The sequence below is a fragment of the Massilicoli timonensis genome (genome assembly GCF_900199515.1).
Lineage (GTDB): Bacteria > Bacillota_I > Bacilli_A > Erysipelotrichales > Erysipelotrichaceae > Massilicoli > Massilicoli timonensis.
In genome coordinates, this window is sequence record NZ_LT963434.1 from 207321 (window position 1) to 227948 (window position 20628).

General features: G+C 43.0%; 22 protein-coding genes. 14 read left to right on the forward strand and 8 right to left on the reverse strand.

The annotated features are described in order from the left end of the window. Positions 1-12: 12 nt before the first annotated feature. On the forward strand, positions 13-204 hold the full coding sequence (locus C1712_RS02980) for a type II toxin-antitoxin system RelB/DinJ family antitoxin (protein ID WP_102266668.1): 192 nt from the start codon (positions 13-15) through the stop codon (positions 202-204). Between the two features lie 240 nt (positions 205-444). On the opposite strand, the gene C1712_RS02985 is transcribed toward C1712_RS02980, so the two are convergent. Further along, positions 445-750 (reverse strand): helix-turn-helix domain-containing protein, encoded by a 306-nt coding sequence (locus C1712_RS02985; protein ID WP_178200917.1) that lies wholly within the window; start codon positions 748-750, stop codon positions 445-447. 626 nt (positions 751-1376) lie between these two features. Continuing rightward, a complete protein-coding gene (locus tag C1712_RS02995) occupies positions 1377-1709 on the reverse strand; it encodes a winged helix-turn-helix transcriptional regulator (RefSeq protein WP_102266670.1) in 333 nt (110 codons plus the stop codon). A 324-nt stretch (positions 1710-2033) separates the two neighbouring features. On the opposite strand from C1712_RS02995, the gene acgA reads away from it, so the two are divergent. The 13 genes from acgA to C1712_RS03060 all read left to right on the forward strand — a co-directional run bounded on the left by acgA (position 2034) and on the right by C1712_RS03060 (position 12618). Further along, positions 2034-2180, forward strand: a complete 147-nt coding sequence (gene acgA / locus C1712_RS13185) for an ACGX-repeat peptide (RefSeq protein ID WP_425436021.1) — start codon at positions 2034-2036, stop codon at positions 2178-2180. 106 nt (positions 2181-2286) lie between these two features. Next, positions 2287-3324: a radical SAM/SPASM domain protein, ACGX system gene (gene acgM / locus C1712_RS03005; RefSeq protein WP_102266673.1), complete on the forward strand. Its 1038-nt coding sequence runs from the start codon at positions 2287-2289 to the stop codon at positions 3322-3324. Then, the gene (locus C1712_RS03010) at positions 3321-4283 is read left to right on the forward strand and encodes an alcohol dehydrogenase catalytic domain-containing protein (RefSeq protein ID WP_219718831.1); all 963 of its coding nucleotides are present in this window, start codon (positions 3321-3323) and stop codon (positions 4281-4283) included. The genes acgM and C1712_RS03010 overlap by 4 nt, the downstream gene beginning before the upstream one ends. Positions 4284-4308: 25 nt before the next feature. Then, the gene (locus C1712_RS03015; protein ID WP_102266675.1) at positions 4309-5190 is read left to right on the forward strand and encodes a nitroreductase family protein; all 882 of its coding nucleotides are present in this window, start codon (positions 4309-4311) and stop codon (positions 5188-5190) included. 18 nt (positions 5191-5208) lie between these two features. Next, entirely contained in the window at positions 5209-5820 is a 612-nt protein-coding gene (locus C1712_RS03020) for a nitroreductase family protein (protein ID WP_102266676.1), read from the forward strand. Next, positions 5817-6596, forward strand: coding sequence for a protein-ADP-ribose hydrolase (locus tag C1712_RS03025; RefSeq protein WP_102266678.1), 780 nt, complete (start codon positions 5817-5819; stop codon positions 6594-6596). Before C1712_RS03020 ends, C1712_RS03025 begins: the two co-directional genes overlap by 4 nt. Continuing rightward, on the forward strand, positions 6541-7410 hold the full coding sequence (locus C1712_RS03030) for an SIR2 family NAD-dependent protein deacylase (RefSeq protein WP_102266680.1): 870 nt from the start codon (positions 6541-6543) through the stop codon (positions 7408-7410). Before C1712_RS03025 ends, C1712_RS03030 begins: the two co-directional genes overlap by 56 nt. Positions 7411-7646: 236 nt before the next feature. Beyond that, the gene (locus tag C1712_RS03035) at positions 7647-8036 is read left to right on the forward strand and encodes an RNA polymerase sigma factor (protein WP_180963049.1); all 390 of its coding nucleotides are present in this window, start codon (positions 7647-7649) and stop codon (positions 8034-8036) included. Further along, the gene (locus C1712_RS03040) at positions 8026-8268 is read left to right on the forward strand and encodes a helix-turn-helix domain-containing protein (RefSeq protein ID WP_102266684.1); all 243 of its coding nucleotides are present in this window, start codon (positions 8026-8028) and stop codon (positions 8266-8268) included. The genes C1712_RS03035 and C1712_RS03040 overlap by 11 nt, the downstream gene beginning before the upstream one ends. Then, positions 8265-8408 carry a hypothetical protein gene (locus tag C1712_RS12860; protein WP_219718832.1) on the forward strand — a complete coding sequence of 48 codons (144 nt, stop codon included), beginning with the start codon at positions 8265-8267 and terminating at the stop codon, positions 8406-8408. The genes C1712_RS03040 and C1712_RS12860 overlap by 4 nt, the downstream gene beginning before the upstream one ends. Positions 8409-8614: 206 nt before the next feature. Further along, positions 8615-10120, forward strand: coding sequence for a DUF3800 domain-containing protein (locus C1712_RS03050; protein WP_102266685.1), 1506 nt, complete (start codon positions 8615-8617; stop codon positions 10118-10120). A 336-nt stretch (positions 10121-10456) separates the two neighbouring features. Continuing rightward, a complete protein-coding gene (locus C1712_RS03055) occupies positions 10457-10933 on the forward strand; it encodes a low molecular weight protein-tyrosine-phosphatase (protein WP_102266687.1) in 477 nt (158 codons plus the stop codon). Between the two features lie 2 nt (positions 10934-10935). After that, positions 10936-12618 (forward strand): hypothetical protein, encoded by a 1683-nt coding sequence (locus C1712_RS03060; RefSeq protein ID WP_102266688.1) that lies wholly within the window; start codon positions 10936-10938, stop codon positions 12616-12618. Between the two features lie 190 nt (positions 12619-12808). Here C1712_RS03060 and C1712_RS03065 read toward each other — a convergent pair whose 3' ends face one another. The 6 genes from C1712_RS03065 to aroD form a co-directional block, all read right to left on the reverse strand. Next, the gene (locus C1712_RS03065; protein WP_102266690.1) at positions 12809-14305 is read right to left on the reverse strand and encodes an immunoglobulin-like domain-containing protein; all 1497 of its coding nucleotides are present in this window, start codon (positions 14303-14305) and stop codon (positions 12809-12811) included. Positions 14306-14409: 104 nt separating this feature from the next. Continuing rightward, the gene (locus tag C1712_RS03070) at positions 14410-14694 is read right to left on the reverse strand and encodes an HU family DNA-binding protein (protein WP_102266692.1); all 285 of its coding nucleotides are present in this window, start codon (positions 14692-14694) and stop codon (positions 14410-14412) included. A gap of 88 nt (positions 14695-14782) precedes the next feature. Next, positions 14783-16261, reverse strand: a complete 1479-nt coding sequence (spoIVA, locus tag C1712_RS03075) for a stage IV sporulation protein A (protein WP_102266694.1) — start codon at positions 16259-16261, stop codon at positions 14783-14785. Positions 16262-16341: 80 nt separating this feature from the next. Beyond that, the gene (gene malQ / locus C1712_RS03080; protein WP_102266695.1) at positions 16342-18060 is read right to left on the reverse strand and encodes a 4-alpha-glucanotransferase; all 1719 of its coding nucleotides are present in this window, start codon (positions 18058-18060) and stop codon (positions 16342-16344) included. Next, the gene (locus C1712_RS03085) at positions 18003-19589 is read right to left on the reverse strand and encodes a peptide chain release factor 3 (RefSeq protein WP_102266697.1); all 1587 of its coding nucleotides are present in this window, start codon (positions 19587-19589) and stop codon (positions 18003-18005) included. The genes malQ and C1712_RS03085 overlap by 58 nt, the downstream gene beginning before the upstream one ends. 191 nt (positions 19590-19780) lie before the next feature. Continuing rightward, positions 19781-20557: a type I 3-dehydroquinate dehydratase gene (aroD, locus tag C1712_RS03090; protein ID WP_180963051.1), complete on the reverse strand. Its 777-nt coding sequence runs from the start codon at positions 20555-20557 to the stop codon at positions 19781-19783. Between the last annotated feature and the right edge of the window lie 71 nt (positions 20558-20628).

The window sequence follows — 20628 nt, forward strand, 5'->3', positions numbered from 1 at the left end:
AGGAGTGAGTATATGACTTACGAGACAATAAAGGTAGAAATTGATGAAGAAGTGTATCGTCAGGCAGAGCAGATTTTGGCAGCCAATCATCTGACAATGGAACAGGCGATACGTATGTTTTTGCAGCGGGTAGTTCAGAACCATGATGAGGCGAAGAAAGAATTGCAGCGTTGGAAAGATGAGGAAAACAGAGATGAGGATTAGATGAGACCCGCCGTAAAAAAATTCCGTGTGGAATGCGTATCGTTGTCAGAAGTTTAAGAACAGAATATTTCAAGAAAAATATAGATAGCCATTGGCACACACTCTTACTGGCTTGCGTACCACAATTTGATACAATGCACCCAAGCATGACGATGGGTGCAAATTTTAACGATAGCAATATTCATATCAGACCAAAGTAAAAAGCACATTATTTCCGCCCGGTTGGAAACAATGTGCTTTTCAACTTCTCATGGTGTCAATCAGTGCAAGCAGCGCCTGTTTCTGCTCATCTTTTAAGGTACTCCATTTTGCAAACAGGACACGCTGTTCTTCCGTCAATTCGGGGCTGTTCCTTTCTGTAAAAAATTGCGCCAAAGTAATACCGAATGCTTTGCAGACCGCCTCTAAGGTCGGCAGCGTCGGAGCGTTATTTCGATTGAACATATTTGTGACTGTGGAATGGGAAAGATTGGATTCCTTTGCCAGCCGATAATCCGTCCAGTCTCGTTCTTCCATGAGTTGCTTTATGCGTCCTTGCGCATCCATGCCATCACCTGCCTATCTGTATCTATTCTAATTCCCAAAAGGGTGCTATAATAGTCATAATCAGTAGATAGCATATTTCCCTTAAAGTGCATAGAATTAGTGTGGCAGGAAAAGGGGAAGGTTATGTGGCAGGAGGTGCGAATGTTGGAAAAGGAAGAACACTTATTTGAAAGGCCGGCCCGTGAAAGGAATATTACGGTTGAAGAAATGCGGGCGATTATATCAGCCCGCATAGAAAAAGGATAGAATGATCCAGATTTGGAGAAAAGGGCTCAGTGGAGGAAGATTCCCTGTGCCGGGGATATTCCTACACCGGACGAGTGGCTGCGGTATGTGGTAGAAAAACTTGAAGCGGATGGACGAGACAATCTGCTACGATGGTATCCGAATTTCTAAAAGTTATTTTGTTAGTGCAAGCTATCATGAAAGACACATGGGAAAGCGGTAAATCTTACTGCTTTCCCATGTGTCAAATATAATATTTAATTTTTGTACTGGCTAGCCCCACGTAAATGATAGCTTACATACTCGTAGATGGAAAGCAGGATTTTTGAAAAAGTTATTTTTTCATCGGTGTTGTCGTAAATACCATAGTTCAAGAAAACAAATTATGTAACTGTCTGCTTCTACTCTTTATTTAAGGATTTTTTATACGCTATTCCCCACTGCTCCATTGATGCAATAATTGGGCGCATGGATTCTCCAAGCTCTGACAAGGAGTATTCTACTCTTGGGGGAACTTCTGGATATACGGTACGGGTAACGATTCCATCGGCTTCCATTGAACGCAAACTATCTGTCAGTACCTTTTGGCTGATACCTTCCAGATTTTTTTGCAATTCGTTAAAACGCCACGGGCGGGCAAGCAGATTCCGAAGAATCAGCAATTTCCACTTACTGCCTATAAGTTGTACTGTAGTTGCTACAGGACAAGCCGGTAATTCCGATTTCAACTTCATCTTTTACCTCCTAAACATCACAATACATTCTTTTTTTATGCAACATTTAATTTCGAATGTTGCACTCGAATTATAGCATAGAGACCGCAAAAAATCAATGTTTCCATAAGTACCGCAAAAAATTTACATTTGTACTTTGCTCCTGAAAACTGGAAATAGCATAAAAGTTACAAAAAGGTAAGTATCCTAATAAAAAAGTGCGTACTTGTAGAGCGTAAAAAGATCGGTAAAATAGAAAGTACAGAGGGCAAAACAAGTTCTCTGAATAAAAAAATGGAGGTCAAAATCATGGCACTTTCAAATCTCTTTGGATGGAACAAGAAAATGGAGGCAGTCCCTGCTTCCGCTTGCGGTGCGTCCGATAAGCCGGCTGAGAAGCCTGCTGCTTGCGGTTCTGCCTGCGGAGCCGGTGATAAGCCTGCTGAAACGCCTGCCGCTTGCGGTTCTGCCTGCGGCGCTGGCGATAAGTAATCTGTTCCATTCGCATGAACCCCGTTCCCGGCGGGAGCAATCTCGCCGGGAATATTTTGAAATATTACTCGGTCAATCCGATTTTATATAAGAGAGGACAAACACGATGAAGCAGTATTTTTCTTTTCAATGGCACATTACTGACGAGTGCGACCAGCGGTGTAAGCATTGTTATATTTTCTCCGAAGATAACTGCAAAAAGCTGGATGTAATGAACTGGAAGCAGATGGAGGACACATTTTATAACTGTCTGGACTTTTGCAAGGTTTATGGACGGCTCCCTTATTTTTACATTACTGGCGGTGATCCAATCCTCCACCCGGATTTCTGGAAGCTGCTTGCTCTGATGAAAGAGCATGAAATTCCCTTTACGATACTGGGAAATCCGTTTCATCTCAACGATGAAGTCTGTCAGCGATTAAAGGAATACGGATGTCAGAAATACCAGCTTTCTCTTGACGGTATGAGGGAAACCCATGACTGGTTTCGTAAACCCGGCAGCTTTGATATTACCCTTGAAAAAATTGGCTGTATCAACCGCGCCGGAATCCGTAGCGTGATTATGACAACGGTATCCGGTACGAATATTGATGAAGTTCCTGACATCATTGATACAGTGGTGGCTCATAAAGCAAATGTATTTGCCTTTGCCCGCTACTGCCCCACCAGTGAGGAAAAGGATGTGGCGATTGAGCCGCTGCGTTACCGACAGCTTTTAGCCGATTGCGACAGGAAATTCAAAGAGTATGAAGCGGCAGGCTGCGAAACCTATTTCAACAAAAAAGATCATCTCTGGACACTGTATGAATACGAAACGGGCGTTTTCAAAATCCCTGAAACAGTGGAAGAAAATATGATTTATGGCGGATGTAACTGCGGGAACTGCCATCTGACGATTCTTCCTACCGGTGATGTGTATGCCTGCCGACGGGTACAGAACAGCAAAGTTGGGAATGTGTTTGAGGATCGGCTGGCGGACGTATGGGTATGCCAGATGGAAAGTTACCGTGATTATCGTAAATTTGAGAAATGCTCAAAATGTGAGCTGTTAGCATGGTGCAGAGGCTGTCCGGCAGTTGCCAGCGGCAAGGATGGAAACTTTTATGCAGCCGATCCGCAGTGCTGGAAGGAGATAACAGAATGATTCCAAAAACAATGAGGGCAGTTGTCCTGACAGGGCCAACGCTTGCTGAGGAAGTAAAAATAACAGACTATCCCGTACCGCAGGTACGCCCCGGCTGGGTTCTTGTAAAAGTAAAAGCCTTCGGGCTGAATCATTCGGAACAGATTCTGCGGCTCAGTGAAATTCAGGCGGATTACATTACAAAACCAATCATTCCTGGAATTGAATGTGTCGGGGAAATAGCCGATCCTTCTGACAGTGATTTTAGACCAGGACAGAAAGTGGTCGCCCTGATGGGCGGAATGGGACGCAGCTTTCACGGGAGCTACGCGGAGTATGTCCTGCTTCCGGCCCGGCAGGTATTTGCGGTATCTTCTGAACTGTCATGGAAAGAAATGGCGGCGGTTCCGGAAACTTATTTTACCGCATGGGGTTCTCTGTTTGAAGGGTTAAACCTTACGGCGGGGGACACCCTGCTCATCCGCGGCGGCACCTGTGCTTTAGGTTATGCGGCAATCCAGATCGCAAAGGCGCTTGGATGTCGTGTGATTGCAACAACGCACAGGGGAAACAAAATCCCTCTGCTGGCAGAAGCGGATGAAGCGGTTCTTGATGATGGACACCTTGCGGGGAGAATCTCCGGTGTGACAAAGGCTCTTGACCTTGTCGGCCCACGGAATCTGAGAGATACGCTGCAGACCGTAAAAAAGGGCGGGATCGTCTGCGATACGGGGATTCTTGGAGGCGTCTATACCTTAAATGGTTTTGACCCGATCAAGGATATACCAAATGGCGTTTATCTTACCGGCTTTTTCTCAAATTATCCTACACAGCAGGTTATCACGGACATCTTTACATTTTTACAGGAACATCATCTTTCCCCGGTGGTTGGCACAGCCTTTGAATTTGAACAGATCCGGGATGCCTGCATTGCACTTGACGGCGGCAAGGTAAATGGAAAGATTGTCGTAACTGTCTGATGCCATACAAAAATAAGGAGCGAAAATGGGAGCAGAACAAAAAACATATTTCATGGTCGATAAATCAAAATGTATTCAATGCGGAAAGTGTATCAATACCTGTTCCGGCATGGTAATCGTATCCGGGAAAGACGGATACCCGGAAATGAAAGAGTTTGAACGATACGGGTGGCGGGGGTGTTGGAAATGCCAGCATTGCCTGGCCGTATGCCCGCAAGGAGCAATTTCTATCTTTCACAAGAAACCGGAGGATTCCCTTCCTCCGCCTACATCGGAGATGGGAAGTTATATGGAGCAGCTTGTCGTAAACCGCCGGTCTTGCAGGCGCTATTTCGACAGAAATGTTGACCCGCAGATCATAACACGGATTTTAGACGCTATGGCTGCTGCCCCAACCGGAGGAAATTCCTGTAATGTGGAATACACAATCATCGATGATAAAGACAGGGTAAGAACCATCTGGCAGGCGGCGTATTCCAAAATGGAGGCGGATGCGCAGAAACACATTTATACAAATAGCTTCAGCGATTTTTATTACAGTAAAATGAAGCAGTCAGAAAAGACGGTGCGTAAAGGCGATTTATTATTCTGCGGTGCGCCGCATCTCTTTATCGCACATGAGAAATGCACTGGAAAGTGGGCGGAGGATTCTAAGGTCAACTGCAATATCGCAACGGCATATTTTGAACTTCTTGCAAATGCCTTCGGGCTTGGTACAGTCATTATGAGTTATCCGGCAGAGGTGTTGCTGGAGCTTGCGCCAAAGGCAAGAGAAATGCTGAATATCCCGTCTGATCATTATATGAAATTGATTGTTGGGTTTGGCTACCCGGAAATTTCCTATTCACGGGGAGTACAGAAAGACCGGAATCGGAAAATCCACCGCTATCGTGACAGTCACAATTAAAAGAGGGATGTGGTTTTTATGGATTTTATGGATGTATCGAAAAAACGGGTAACGGTGCGTAAGTTTGCACAGGTTCCGGTAGAAGATGAAAAAATACAGAAGATATTAGAAGCCGGGCGGTGGTCGCCTACGGCGGTTAATGGGCAGCCTCAGAGAATCCTTGTGTTGAATACACTGGAAAACTTGGCAAAGGTTCGGGAATTCTGTTCTTTTGGTTACGACAAAAAGTATGTGGAGTTGGCAGAGGAATGTGAGGACAAAAGCCACGGAAAACTTAATTTTTACTACGGTGCGCCGCTTGTCTTGTTTGTGGCATATGATAAGGATGCCTGTTGGACGCATCCGCAAAGCGGAAAAAGCAGTGGAGAAACAGATGCCACAATCGTTGCCACACACATGATGCTGGAAGCTGCAAGTCTCGATCTTGGCAGCGTCTGGATCAGCTATTTTGACGAGGAAAAGGCAAGGAGTCTTTTGAAATTGCCGGAAAACTGGCAGCCGGTATGTATGCTTTATATCGGCTATCCTGCAGAAGATTTTGTGCCAAATACAAAACTTGGCTGTCATAGAAAGCCGTTGAATGAAACCTGTTTTTATAATGCCGTCCCAGCGGGAAAGGAGGAAATATGAACCAGCAGGAACGAAGGATTTTTCTCATAAGGGAAATGCTTTCCGAACAGCCTCGGTATGCCGATATAGAAATACCGGAAAATGAGCAGGAGCAGAAAAGGCTGCTCCGTTCCCTTTTTAATATCCGTATGCCGAGACATACCAACAGTGAATTTCTTGCGGTACAGGATGCTTACCTCCAAGCGGAAACGGCGGAGAAAGGCGTTACCGATATTTCTGCTCTTACTCCTGTGGCAGAAGGAATCTATCTTTGGCAGGGCGACATTACTACATTGCGCTGTGATGCTATTGTCAATGCGGCCAATTCCCAGATGCTCGGCTGTTTCTGCCCCTGTCATGGCTGTATTGACAATGCCATCCATACCTTTGCAGGGGTTCAGCTCCGGGAAACCTGTGCCGCGCTGATGAAAGAGCAAGGCTATGAAGAAGAAACCGGAAAAGCAAAAATTACACCTGCGTATAACCTGCCAAGCAAATATGTTCTGCATACGGTCGGCCCCATCGTCAGCGGCAGGCTTACAAAGAAGGATGAAAAACTGCTTGCGTCCTGCTATCACTCCTGCATGGAGTTGGCGGAAGAAAATGGGATAACAAGTCTTGCGTTCTGCTGTATCTCTACGGGAGAATTTCACTTTCCGAATGATAAGGCGGCGGAGATCGCCGTACAGACGGTAAAGCAATATAAAGAAAAAACAAAAAGCAACATGGAGGTAATCTTCAATGTTTTCAAAGATATGGACTACAAAATCTACCGAAAATTACTCGTCACAGATTGAAAAGCTGAAAAAAGAATTTGAAGCGGCTGAAACCATTGTGATCGGAGCCGGGGCGGGACTTTCCACTTCCGCAGGCTTTGTATATGACGGCGAGCGGTTTCGGCAATACTTTTCCGATTTTGAAGAAAAATACGGATTCCACGATATGTATTCCGGCGGTTTTTATCCTTACAATACGTTAGAAGAACATTGGGCGTATTGGAGCCGGTATATTTACATCAACCGCTATATGGATGCTCCGAAGCCTGTTTACAGTGAACTGTTTGAGCTTGTCAAAGAGAAAGATTACTTTATTCTTACAACGAATGTGGATCATTGCTTTCAGAAAGCGGGATTTGACAAAAAGCGATTGTTTTATACACAGGGGGATTATGGACTGTTCCAATGCAGTGAGCCATGCTGCAATGAAACTTTTGAAAACGAAGATATCATGCGGCAGATGGTGGAGCGGCAGAAAGATATGAGGATTCCTTCGGAGCTTTTGCCGGTCTGCCCCCATTGTGGGAAACCGCTTACCATGAATCTGCGTTCAGACAACCGGTTTGTGGAGGACGAGGGCTGGCACCGTGCGGCAGAGAGATATAATAATTTTCTTCGCACACGGAAAAATCAGAGAATTTTGTTTTTGGAGCTTGGAGTTGGATACAATACGCCCGTTATCATTAAATATCCTTTTTGGCAGATGACAGCGAAAAACCGTAATGCTACTTATGTCTGTATCAATTATGGTGAAGCGGTGTGCCCGCAGGAAATTAAGAAACAGTCTATTTGTATTGACAGTGATATTGGAAAAGTAATTGAGTCTATCTTATGATAAACAAGGCAAGGTTATCTTGCCCGAAAGGTCAGTCTGCCTTGTGCGGATTGGCCTTTTTGCTTTGCCTATCGAAAACTGTTAGGGAAAGAAGATAAAAAAATTTTTTTAACTTTTTTCTGTGAACCTTTCCGGTTTGCCTATGTGAGATGTGTTCTATATAAGCGAGGAGGCAAAAAAAGACACACCCTGATATTTGCAGAGAGGAGGGATGAGGTATGGTATCTCCTTCCTACATGGACAGAATCTGCGCAATGTTCGATTCTTTCTGTAAAACAGTATCACGCAATTATTATCGGGATTTGCTGCGGGCGGAAAAGTGCCGGAACGACCATTACAAAGAAGAACCGGTAGACTATCTATTTGAACTATTAGGCCACAAGGACGCCTACCCGTCTGATTCTTTTGTGCTTGATGCGGATGGGCATTCCTGTGTGGTGGAGAGCGAAACTTTATATGAAGCACTGAAATCCCTGCCGGAGAAACAGCGGAAGGTCCTGCTTCTGGACTTTTGGAGGAATCTTACAGACGGGGAAATCGCAGAAAGACTGGAGGTAACGACCCGCACGGTGTATAACTTACGGCACCGTGCCTATCAAGCAATCAAAAAATTTTATGAGCGGTAACGCTTATACCGATGGATTAAACTATGACCTAATTAAAAAGGCGGTTCACGGAGAGAAGGACGCATTGGAGGAAATCCTGCGGATTTACGAGCCTTTCCACAATGCCCTCGTAACCCGCGAGGTAATTGGTCCCGACGGGAAGATACATAAGGAGATCGACGAGGACAAGAAGATACAGGTCCAGATGCATCTTCTGGAAGTGATCCAGACCAAATGGAGGGAACTGATATGAACCTGATGCCGGATCTGTTCTCCTTCGCCTATGTACCCGGCTGGTATGCCCAGCTTGAGGAACTGGCGGATGCAAGAAAGGAGTTGGAGAAGGTAGATGGAGAAAAAACCGTATCGCAGAAAATGTTCCGGGTAATTTAATAAGGAAAGGACACAGGGCGCTCTGCTTCGGCGGGGCGTTTTTGTGTGTAGCAAAGCGAATAGTGTAGAAGTCTGAATAGGAATTTAGAAAATTACATGATATAATCAGAGTAGCAAATCAAAATTTAGTAGCTTGATAAGGTGGCTGAAATAACCTTTTGGGCAGTTGCTTCTAAACCTACATTTATATGAAGGAGACGTTACAAATGTTTAAATATAATTTCTACTATGACGAGTCTGAACATAGTCGGAAAATCAACTATAAGACGGTAAGTGCCTCTAATTATTATGATAATTTCGTAACTATGATTGTAGGATGGTTAGCCGAGAATGATGATATTCTGCAACAGTATGCTACTTTTGAGGCTAAGTACTCAGATAGAAAAGATCGTAATGGTGAAATTAAAAGTACGATGTTTCATCAGAAACAATTCAAGTGTGGTTTTGCCTCCCTCAATAAGCAAAACGCTCAACTTGTAAATGATTTCTTATCGCTTTTTGACAAGGATATTCATATTTACTTTTCTGTTTCCAGCAAGATTGAATACCTTGTGCTACAAGTTTTTCAAAAGTACAGAAACAGTTTTCTCGTTGATGCGGACTTAATGAAGTATTCCATTACAAAGGCTCTCGTTATGTATCGTCCGAAAGAAATTATTAAGTGCCTCTACGAATCTCCTAAAGACTTTTTAGAAGAGCTAAAGAAATTTTTCCAAGAAAGGATTGAATGCAATAAAAATAATCCTAGATTAAAGCAGAGAGAAACGGAAGCATTTCAACAGATTTTATTCATACTGGATGATATTTCGGATGCTCCGGAGATTGATTGGGACTATCATATGTCTTTTGATGGGTTCAAAAAATATCTGGCAGAAAAAGATATATCGAATTACAATCTGATTATAGACAAAGAAGGTAAAGACGAGGAAAAAAGCAAAACCTTAAAAGCAGCCCGTGAAATAGGACTTTATAATTCAGATGAAGCCGATTCTACAGAGTACCCGGGGCTTCGTATAGCAGATATGATGGCAGGTATTATATCTAAGTTATTGAAGGGGCTGTGTGATTCCTTGCGGTATCAATCTCTTGACGAAAGTATCAATAAGAAGATTTTGGATACGGGGTGGTTCTGCCTGAATGAAGTTCAATTAGGACTTTATAAAAAACTTTATCGGCTTATTTGTGAGTGGCAACCAGCTTGGTATAAATCTTACTCCGGTATATATTCGGATGATTTAGTTTTATTCAATGCTTTGCTTAACTTTATGAACCATTTTGAATCTGTTGAACAGATTCAAAATGGTATAGATATGCAAGGTGAATACTTCAATGCGTTTGCTTGCGAACAGTTGGCAAGGTATTTTAATCAGAGAAAATGCAAATTGCCCATTGATCCTGTAATTCCCTTTGATGAAAAATCATATTTGAACAAAAGGGGTGGAAGGGTATTTTTTGATTCGGGAAAACAACCTCTGTTGCCACTACATAGAAGTAGTCAAACCTTTGATGTTTTATCTGTGGGCGTAGATCAGAAACTGATTCCATCAGTAACAATCTTAAAAGATGGTGAATCGGTTTGTTTTCGGCTTCCGGATGAACTAAGTGAGTGGGCCTGTAGTGTTGTTGGAATGGCAGCAAGGGGAATGAATCTTTTCCCTAGCAAAGTAACCTTTTCCAAAATTAATGGAAGATATTTTGCAGATATACTTTGATACATGGCAAGAAAGGAAAAACAAAGAAGAAGGTTATAGAAAAGAAAGGCGATAACTTCAATTTTGTTGAATTCACAGAAGCAGCACTTCGGGATGTTACCATCATTCTTTCCATTTCCACACTCCAAAAATCCAGCAACCTATGATAGAATAGTCGCAGTAGTAACACACCCCCATTCTTACTACGTTTTTACTACGATTGGTGTCCTCAACTTGCCTCGATTTGCCCCGTTTTGCCTATTCTGTGATAAATTTAACAATCTGATGGGCGAAATAAGGGGCGGTAAATTGCGGCAAAACGGGGCAGAATACGGCATTTTAGGAGGATTTTCAAATATGATTAAGATACTTTTCGTCTGCCACGGCAACATTTGCAGAAGTCCGATGGCAGAATTTGTTATGAAAGACCTGGTAAAAAGGGAAGGGATCGCGGATCAGTTTATGATCGCATCTGCCGCAACAAGCAGGGAAGAGATCGGTAATCCGGTTCATCCCGGTACAAAAAGGAAATTAAAAGCGCACGGCATTGCCTGTGATGGGAAATATGCCCGTCAGCTAACCAAGGAAGATGGCAAACAATATGATTATCTGATCGGTATGGAAACCTACAATTTAACCAATATGAAACGTATTGTAGGAAGTGATGCACCGCTTTACCGTTTGCTGGATTTCAGCAAGCATCCCCGAGATATTGCCGATCCCTGGTACACCGGGAATTTTGATTTAACGTATCGAGATATTGTAGAAGGATGCGATGCATTGCTTCAATACTTGTATGAACACAATAAGATCAATATGGAAAAGAGGAATTGACTATGAAATTGAAATGGCTATGGGCAGCCCTGCTCTATGGGGCATATGGATTTGCATATTTTTATGTGATGTTGCCGCCGCTGAACTGGCATGCACCGCAGTTTTGGCAGTTTTTGTTCTTTACAGTAGCGCCTTTGTTGGTAGTGGTGATCATATATGCCTTTGCAAAGGAGGGAAGCGCACGGCTTTCCCGCTTGCATAAGCACATGCATGTCGTACAAGTGGAAGAAAGAACAGGGAATTGGAAACAAGCAGGTAAAATCAGTACGATCGTGCTCGCCTGCATGATCCTTTTTCCGCTTGGATCAGCGCTTGTTACCTCACGTTTTTTCAATGCGAAGGATCATGCACAGCGTATTGATGTAAAAAACGTGGATTTCAGTGAAATTCCGGAAGTAGACTTTACCAAAACACCGATCATCGATAGAGACAGCTCTGTGCGATTAGGCGATAAAGTAATGGGGAATATGAGTGAACTGGTTTCCCAGTTTGATGTCAGTGATGAATATACCCAGATTTCTTACCGCAACAGTGTTTACCGCGTCACTCCGTTAACTTATAATGGCATTATCAAGTATTTTCAAAACAGAGAGGAAGGTATTCCGGCCTATATTACAGTTGACAGCACCAGCGGGAAAACAGAACTGGTAAAATTAAAAGATCTCGGCTTAAAAGGAATGAAATATGTGCCAAGTGGCATGTTCAATGATAATCTGATGCGGCATTTGCGTTTCAGTTATCCAACCGAGATCTTTGGCTCGCCTTCATTTGAAATTGATGAAGACGGCCATCCATGGTATATTTGTTCCACCTATACCTATAAAGGTGTCGGAACCAGAAAGAAAGTGACCGGAGCGATCTTCTTAGATCCGATCACTGGTGAAAGCAAGAAGTATGACGCCGGCGATATACCGAAATGGGCTGATCGCGTTTATCCGGAAGCAACCGTAGTCGAAGAGTTAGATGATAACGGCAGCCTGCAGGATGGATTCTTAAATTCAGTATTTGGGCAAAATGGGGTAACACTTACGAGTGAAGGCTACAATTACCTTGAAAAAGACGGTGATATTTGGCTGTACAGCGGCATCACTTCCGCCAACTCCGATGAATCCAATCTCGGCTTCGTATTGGTAAATTTAAGAACACATGAAGCAATGAAGATCAAGACAGCCGGTGCCAATGAAACAAGCGCAATGAAAAGCGCACAATCGGAAGTAAAAAACTACGGTTATGAATCGACTTTTCCTTTATTGATCAATGTAAAAGGAAACCCGGTTTATCTGATGTCATTAAAAGACAACGGCATTATTAAGATGTATGCGACCGTATCTGCGATCGACTACCAAAAAGTTGCCACGGTCAACAGTGATGAAGGGTTAAATGAACTACTGAAAGAAACGATCGCACTGTTAGGTGCAAGCAGTGATGATGTCGTTAATAAAGATAGCTTAGAAGAAGCGATCATTACTGTGTCTGACATTGAAAAACTGATGCTCGATGGAACTACGATTTATTATCTTCGTGATGAAAACGGTGCAGTTTATAAGATCACATTCAGTGCTAAATATGAAAATGAGCTTGTATTCTTAACTGTTGGGAAACAATTAAAAATCACATATATGGATCAGGAAGGCATCAAACAGATTCGTTCTTTGCAGGCGGCTGATGGAAATGAGGGTTCCTAAAATCATTTGAATAATTTATATAAAATAAAAAGGCTGTAACGGTTCATTGTTCGATCTTTGAACTGTTATGCCTTTTTTATTATACACGATCAGAATGGGGAGGAATAGGAAATCATCAATCTCTTTTTTATCATGATATCTTTCACACATAACACACTTTACTTCGCATAATCTATGTTATGTTACAAAATTATGGATGATCAAAGCTGTTTTCATAGTAAATCTGCCGGTTCTTTAACTGATCTATCAAATAAAGATAATATGCTTTCCAATTTAACGGTATCTTCTGTTCATACCATGGGTATTTTCTGCTTAAATAGCGCAGTCCTTCTTTCGGATTACGAATGACATGCACTTGAATGGTCTTGACTGCCGATGCACCTTTGCTGTCAGTTACCGTGTAAGTGACCGGATAAACACCCAGCTTTTGTGTATTGACGGTTTCCGTATAACGCAACTGTTGCTTCAGATCACCATCCTCTTTATCGCTTGCCTGTACGCCCTTTAGATAATCAAATGGCTCATACTGATAGATCGTTGCATCCTTGGCATTGATATGCGGCGGTGTATTTTCAGGCTCACGCACCGTTACATGCAATACTTTCTGATCAAATGCACCATAGCGATCTTCAACATAATAAGTCAATTCATAATTGCCTGGATGTACATCTACATTTCCATCCTTTAAGATAACTTTATCGTCTAAATTTCCATCTTCTTTATCTGTTGCATGCACAATACTTTGAAAATCAAATTGTTTCACTTCATTTGGATAAAGTACCGGTTCATAGTCGAAATAAAGCCTCGGTGCTTCATTATCAATATAAGTATGAATGGTAAGCGGCTTGCCACGATAGTCTACAAAGGCGCTGGCGATCCAAAGCGGTGAAATGCCATTTCCCTCCTCTACTCGCCGAAATCCGCCTTCACAGACGCTCTCTTTCCCGCTGACGCGATAATATGTCGTATGATCGACTACTTTACGCTCATAAATATGCTGAAAGATCGCATTTTGTCTGAAATAAAGCGCATTTCCATGTGTATAAGAACAAAGATTTCCGGTCTTGTAGTATTCTTTTGCCGCACTTGGCTTTTTTCTCGCGAATACATCGCCGTACGTTACCTGCAAGGCTGTTTCATGCAGATCAGAAACCGCTTGATAGACAAACTCCTGATCGCGGTGTGTGATCTTCTCACTGATCGGATAAAATAGACTGATTTCTTTTCGCTTTCCGCTCTGTTTCGCTTCTATTTCCAAATGTACCTCATAATCACGATCCATACTCAGATCTTGATAAGGAATCACTCCCTGAAAACCGACATTACGAAACAGATAATTACAGGTATTTGCACTTTGATTCCATTCATTTTTTCCACACTGTCTTTTACCGACCATACGCATCAGTTCGCTTTGATCCACATTTCTGAGTTTAAGCGCATAACTGTGTGATCGCACACCGTTTTCATAGAGCAATAATCGATAAGCATGAGTGTTTGCATCAAGAAAATGCTGCGCTTCGATCATCAGCCCCCATCCTTCGATCTCAAATCCTGTCTTTCCGCTTCGAAATGCGGTGATTTCATAAGGCATCTCATATTTGTTTGCAGCAGCGGTATCTTCCAAATAAAACAAAAAAAGAAATAACACACATAAATAAAGTGATAAAAACTGTTTCATCAGCTTCATTCCTCTCACGCTCCTCACCCTGTTTTTACGTGAAAGCAGTTCTCTCTCCTAATCATAAAAAAAGAAGCGCATGACAGTGCAAGGCTTCCTTTATCGACATAGATTTATTTTACCGCATCTTTTAACGCTTTAGCCGGCTTAAATCTAGGTGCTTTTGATGCCGCGATCGGCATTGGTTCCTTCGTCTTAGGATTGATTCCCTGACGTGCAGGACGTTCTTTCACTTCGAATTTTCCGAAACCGCTGATATCTACTTTGCCATCGTTTGCCAATGCGTCAGAAATAGCATCAAATACAGTTTCCACTGCTGCCATTGCGTCTTTTTTCGTGATGTCTAATTTTTCCGCAATCGCTTCAGCTAATGCTTTTTTGTTTAATGTGTTGTTCATAATACATTACCTCCAACATGCTTATATGATAACATCATAGAGATGATATTTCAAGCGTAAGAATGAGATATATTTGTGTGAAAATGTATTATAAAACAATTGCGATGACATTGCCTTTTCCTTTATTTACCAGCTTTGTCAAAATATCCTGCAGTCGTGCACGCGCTGCCTCAGGAATCATAGAAAGCTTGGCATTGAGCCCATCGCGAATTAAATCTGACAGCTTTCTGCCGAAAATATCACTTTCCCAAATGGATTGATCATCTACGCCCGCATCTCTGAGCAGATAACGGATCAGTTCTTCACTTTGTTCCTTGCTGCCGATGATCGGTTCAAATGTGCTTTCCACATCGACCTTGATCATATGGATGCTTGGGGCAACGGCCTTTAATTTCACGCCATAGCGGCTTCCTGCTTTTACGATCTCCGGCTTTGATAAAGCAATGTCCGAAAGTGATGCACTCGCAAAGCCATATCCGGTCTGTTTTACCATTTTCAAAGCGCTGGCAACCGCATCATATTCTTTTTTGGCTTTGGCGAAATCCTGCATCAAGGAAATCAGTTTCGCTTTATTGTTGATTTCCTCACCGATGATTTCCTTTAAGATCTGATTATAAAGACCGTTGACCATTTCGATCTCTACACTTACACAACCGCTACCCGTGTCAATTGATGCCAGATGACTGTTTTCGATATATTCGTTTTCATTTAAGACGGTTATGATGCTTTCTACTTCCCGTAAGCGTTCGACACTTGCCATGCTGGCATCGATCGTTTCCTGAAAACTCTTTTTGAGCCAGTGTTCATCACTTAATACCGCGATCCATTCCGGCATGTCGATATTGATCTCGGCAACCGGGAATTCATAAAGCGCTTCTCTCAATATATCATGCACATCTTGCTCGCTCATCGCATTGACTGCCATCGGCAATACCGGCACTTCATATTTTTCCTTTAGTTTTTCTACAACGGTCGCTGCTGCCGTGCCATTTGGATTGGCGCTGTTTACCACGACGATAAACGGCTTCCCGATCGTTTTTAATTCATCGATGACTTCACTTTCCGCTTCGATATACGCTTCTCTTGACAAATCGGTAATCGTTCCATCTGTCGTAATGACAATGCCGATCGTAGAGTGATCGCTGATGACCTTTTGGGTACCGATACGTGCTGCATCATTAAAGGGGATCGGCTCATCATACCATGGCGTTCTGACCATGCGCATACCGTTTTCATCTTTATAGCCTTTTGCTTCAGGAATGACAAAACCCACACAATCCACTAATCGCACATTGACCTTAAAGCCGTCTTCAAACTCGATCTGTGCCGCATTATTCGGCACAAATTTCGGTTCAGTCGTCATGATCGTCTTGCCCATGCCTGCTTGCGGCAGTTCATCGATCATACGTGCTTTTTCATATTCATCCTGCACATACGGCAAGACTGAGCGTTCCATAAAATGCTTAATGAACGTAGACTTCCCTACCCGCACCGGTCCTACGATTCCTAAGTATATGTCGCCACCGGTACGCTGTGCAATATGTTTCAATATCTCTGGTGTATTCATAACGTTCCTCCCTTATCACTTTCACTTTATGTTAAGGAATCGATAATTATGCACCAAAAGAAAAGGAATCCCGCGATTCCTTAGCGTTTATAAAACAAAATCCATTCATGCAGCCATTTTAGCTCATTTTCTATCTTAGAAAGCGTTGTAAGCCGCCATTCCCAGTTTGGTGATCCGATCGTCGCAGGTACATTAAAACGAGCGTTTTTTCCTAAATGTAATAGATCCCATGCCGGTATGATCGCTGCATCTGCATGAGAAGCAAGCGTAAAACGAATCAATCCGCGTGAGATGCGCCGTTCTTTGATCTGCAAACGATTTAACATATTACGCGTATGTTTTTGCAAGGATGGCGCCAACGCCTCATACCAGCTGCGAATCGGCTCATTATCGTGCGTGCCGGTATAAATCAGCAAATGCTTTTTATCTTCTTTCAAAAAGCTGTCAGCAGTGTCGTCTAAATCAAACTGGATGATCTTCATGCCCATCAAATGGAAATCATCTCTTAATTTCAGTGCCTGCTTTCTTAATATGCCGAGATCCTCGACAACGATCTGTATATCGGGAAGCTGCTGAAATACATTTCTGAAAAAATCATGCCGCGGACCTAGCTCCCATTTTCCTTCGATTGCTGTTTGGCAGGAAGCAGGTATTTTCCAATAGTCATCAAAGGCGCGGAAATGATCGATCCGAATGATATGATACAGCATTTGATTCCAGTACAGACGATTGATCCAAAAATCATAATGGTGTTTTTTTAAGGCTTTCCAGTTATAGATCGGATTGCCCCAGCGCTGTCCCTGTGCGGAAAAGTAATCCGGCGGCACCCCAGCGACAAAGCGCGGACGTCCTTTTTTATCCAGCAGGAAATAACTGCGATGCTCCCAGACATCCGCACTGTCCAACCCTAAATAGATCGGTATGTCCCCCATGATGGAAACACCTTTTTCTTCGGCGTAGCGCTTTAACTGCCGCCACTGTCTGAAAAAAAGATACTGCACAAAATAATGATACCGCTTTTCCGTTTCCAGCATGCTTTGATCATAGTTTTGATCAAGCAGTGCGTCCCGATCCTCCCTTTGCCAATCCACCCAGCTAACATCCCCATATTGCGCGCGGATCGCCATAAACAAGGCATAATGCGGAAGCCAGAAAGCAAGTTTCAAAAAATCCTGATAGTCTTGCCTTTGATCCAGCTTCTTATGATAAAAGATGCGGCATGCTTTTTGCAATGCTTCCCGTTTTGTCTTTTTTACAGCCGGATAATCGACTCGATCGTTTTGCTTTCCTTTCTTTCTGCTGTATTTTTGCGGCAGCAATCCTTCTTTTACTAGCATCGGCAAGGAGATATAGATTTCATCTCCCGCAAAAGAAGAACAGGACTGATAGGGAGAATTACCATATCCAAGTGGATTCAGCGGTAAAATCTGCCATATCTTTACACCGTTTTCATGAAGCAGATCGATCCATTGATATGCATGCTCACCACAATCACCGATACCATGTGTCCCCGGCAATGACGAAAGCGGCAACAGCACCCCTGTTTTACGATTCATATGCATCAAGCCCCTTTTTATTAAAATATGCGTTTTCATTATAACAAACCACTGGTAAAATAGAAAGAAAAGAGTCATCAAAAAACAGCAATCTATAAAAGCGTTTCTAACGGCTGTTACTTTCCATCTTGTCCATGATCCGCGAAAAAAGCATTCTGCTTTCACTGCAAAATGCTTTCTTGCTTTTATTCCACCGTTCCGATATCGGTCAAGATCAATCCTTGGTTTTGTTCCAATGCCCATTTAATGCCCCAGTTATTAGCGAAGATAATCAAATTTCTGCCCTTGAGATCTTTGACCCGCTTTGACTCTGAAGTCAGATTTAAGGCATTGGGATCGATTTCTTCATTTTCGATCCAGCGAACACATTGATAAGGCAATAGATCCAGTTTGATATCTACATTGTATTCACTCTTCAAACGCTGTTCCAGCACATCAAACTGCAATACACCGACGCCGCCGACGATGATTTCTTCCATACCGATGTTGATTTCCTGAAACACCTGGATCGCTCCTTCTTGTGCGATCTGCGTGATCCCCTTCAAAAATTGTTTTCGCTTCATCGTATCTTTTTGCTGAACACGGGCAAAGTGTTCAGGTGCAAAGGTCGGGATCTTATCAAATGCAAATGGTTTACCGGTGCATAACGTATCGCCGATCGCAAAGATACCCGGATCGAATACGCCGATGACATCTCCCGCATAAGCTGTTTCCACAATTTCGCGATTGTCAGCCATGAACTGCTGCGGCTGCGCCAGTTTGATCTTGCGGTTCGCTTGCACATGGGTCACTTCCATTCCTTTTTCAAACTTCCCGGAACAGATGCGCAGAAAAGCGATGCGGTCGCGGTGCGCCTTGTTCATATTTGCCTGAATCTTAAAGACGAACGCAGAGAAATGATCATCAGTCGGCTCGATCTCAACATCTCCGGCATATCTTGACAAAGGGGATGTCGTCATCGCCAAGAAATGGGAAAGAAAGGGTTCTACGCCGAAATTAGTGAGCGCCGAACCGAAGAAAACAGGCGTCAATCTGCCGTTTTGGACTTTATCTGCTTCAAAAACCGTACTGGCGATATCCAGCAATTCCACATCTTCCATCAACTGTTCATAGAAGTCATCACCTAACAAGCTTCTGAATTTTTCATCTTGTAGATCACCAGCCACTTTTTCCACTTCTCTTTGTCCGTGCTGTCCGCCGGCAAAGCATAAAATCTGTTTATGATCGCGCTCGTAAACCCCTTTGAAATCCTTGCCGGAGCCGATCGGCCAGTTCATCGCATACGTGCTGATACCGAGTTCCTTCTCAATATGCTCTAACAGTGCAAAGGGGTTCATCGCTGCCCGGTCCATTTTATTGATAAAGGTAAATACCGGAATATGACGCAGCAGACAGACCTTAAACAGTTTTTTCGTCTGCGCCTCTACTCCCTTGCTCGCATCGATTACCATGACCGCGGAATCGGCAGCCATTAGCGTACGGTAAGTATCTTCCGAGAAATCCTGATGTCCCGGTGTATCCAAAATATTGATGCAGTAATTGTCGTATTCAAACTGCATGACCGAGCTGGTTACCGAAATTCCACGCTGTCTTTCGATCTCCATCCAGTCAGACACCGCATGCTTGCTGTTTTTTCGCCCCTTTACCGTACCGGCAGATAAAATAGCGCCGCCGTAAAGCAGCAGTTTTTCAGTCAGCGTCGTTTTGCCGGCATCGGGATGGGAGATGATCGCAAAAGTACGCCTGCGTTTGATTTCATCCTGTGTATTCATCTTGATTCAATCCTTTCATGTATTGATTTATAAAACGATCGTCTTGTCAAAAAAGACATATGCTGATTCATTATAGCATATGTCCTTTCTAAATACCATCGAAAAAATGATCCTGTTTCATAACGGAATAGAGGATCTTTTATAAAAACATGCGTGCTGAATAAATCAGCGATATATTACGACAATCTTTATCATTCTTCCTTTAATTGTGCTGCAATACTGTGAAAAAAGGATAAATATCGGCACATTTGTGAAATCGGGATCTGTCCGGGCGCACTGCTGTGATCAATGCTCGCAAAAGTAACTGCTGATCCCAAAAATTCAGCACAGACACGGGTTATTTTACCCAATTCCCCCATTGCGATCGCAATCAGTGGTTTATGATATCGTTGATGCGCTTCCCTTGCTGCCAGCATCAGCTGGATCACATCTTCCTCTGTCTGCGGCATGACGGCAATCTTCAATAGATCCGCATTTAAGGACACCATCTGATCAAAATATCGTAACAATATTGCCGGCGGCGGTGTTTGTTGAAAATTATGATAGGATAAAATGACTTTTCTGTTATTTTCATGCGCAAGCGTCAGTAATTGATCGACAGCCTTTTCTCCCATAGACAACTCCACATCGATCAAATCGATTAAATCGCTCTTGATCAAATGTTCATAAAGTTCTATGTATTGTGCTGTTTCACATGCTTTGTTGCCGCCTTCTTTTCGCGTACGAAAGGTCGCAAGCAGCTGCTGTTCATGTAAAATTTCCCGCAGTTTTTTTAAGAAAGCGAGCATTTTCGGAAAACAAAAACAGTCATCATAGCAATCCAAGCGCCATTCGACCATGGCAACCTTTGCTTCTCTGCATTTTTCTGCTTCTGCTAAGATCCGCTCTGGCGAAGACCCGGTAAGCGGTACACAGATAAGCGGTTCTTTTATCTCGCTTTGCTTCTCTTTCATCATCATTTTTTCCATATGATCGCCTACCCTTCTTTCTTTCATCGATCATTCACACATTGTGTTTTGATAAGGAAAGCTTTACTGTC

Coding starts and splice junctions, on each gene's coding strand:
- C1712_RS03050 (WP_102266685.1), top strand. CDS start 8,615: ATGTTTAAATATAATTTCTACTATGACGAGTCTGAACATAGTCGGAAA.
- spoIVA (WP_102266694.1), bottom strand. CDS start 16,261: ATGAATACACCAGAGATATTGAAACATATTGCACAGCGTACCGGTGGC.
- C1712_RS02980 (WP_102266668.1), top strand. CDS start 13: ATGACTTACGAGACAATAAAGGTAGAAATTGATGAAGAAGTGTATCGT.
- C1712_RS03040 (WP_102266684.1), top strand. CDS start 8,026: ATGAGCGGTAACGCTTATACCGATGGATTAAACTATGACCTAATTAAA.
- C1712_RS02985 (WP_178200917.1), bottom strand. CDS start 750: ATGGATGCGCAAGGACGCATAAAGCAACTCATGGAAGAACGAGACTGG.
- C1712_RS03060 (WP_102266688.1), top strand. CDS start 10,936: ATGAAATTGAAATGGCTATGGGCAGCCCTGCTCTATGGGGCATATGGA.
- C1712_RS03015 (WP_102266675.1), top strand. CDS start 4,309: ATGGGAGCAGAACAAAAAACATATTTCATGGTCGATAAATCAAAATGT.
- C1712_RS03010 (WP_219718831.1), top strand. CDS start 3,321: ATGATTCCAAAAACAATGAGGGCAGTTGTCCTGACAGGGCCAACGCTT.
- C1712_RS03070 (WP_102266692.1), bottom strand. CDS start 14,694: ATGAACAACACATTAAACAAAAAAGCATTAGCTGAAGCGATTGCGGAA.
- C1712_RS03085 (WP_102266697.1), bottom strand. CDS start 19,589: ATGAATACACAGGATGAAATCAAACGCAGGCGTACTTTTGCGATCATC.
- C1712_RS03035 (WP_180963049.1), top strand. CDS start 7,647: ATGGACAGAATCTGCGCAATGTTCGATTCTTTCTGTAAAACAGTATCA.
- C1712_RS03065 (WP_102266690.1), bottom strand. CDS start 14,305: ATGAAGCTGATGAAACAGTTTTTATCACTTTATTTATGTGTGTTATTT.
- C1712_RS12860 (WP_219718832.1), top strand. CDS start 8,265: ATGAACCTGATGCCGGATCTGTTCTCCTTCGCCTATGTACCCGGCTGG.
- C1712_RS02995 (WP_102266670.1), bottom strand. CDS start 1,709: ATGAAGTTGAAATCGGAATTACCGGCTTGTCCTGTAGCAACTACAGTA.
- acgM (WP_102266673.1), top strand. CDS start 2,287: ATGAAGCAGTATTTTTCTTTTCAATGGCACATTACTGACGAGTGCGAC.
- C1712_RS03020 (WP_102266676.1), top strand. CDS start 5,209: ATGGATTTTATGGATGTATCGAAAAAACGGGTAACGGTGCGTAAGTTT.
- aroD (WP_180963051.1), bottom strand. CDS start 20,557: ATGGAAAAAATGATGATGAAAGAGAAGCAAAGCGAGATAAAAGAACCG.
- C1712_RS03025 (WP_102266678.1), top strand. CDS start 5,817: ATGAACCAGCAGGAACGAAGGATTTTTCTCATAAGGGAAATGCTTTCC.
- C1712_RS03055 (WP_102266687.1), top strand. CDS start 10,457: ATGATTAAGATACTTTTCGTCTGCCACGGCAACATTTGCAGAAGTCCG.
- malQ (WP_102266695.1), bottom strand. CDS start 18,060: ATGGGCATTGGAACAAAACCAAGGATTGATCTTGACCGATATCGGAAC.
- acgA (WP_425436021.1), top strand. CDS start 2,034: ATGGAGGCAGTCCCTGCTTCCGCTTGCGGTGCGTCCGATAAGCCGGCT.
- C1712_RS03030 (WP_102266680.1), top strand. CDS start 6,541: ATGTTTTCAAAGATATGGACTACAAAATCTACCGAAAATTACTCGTCA.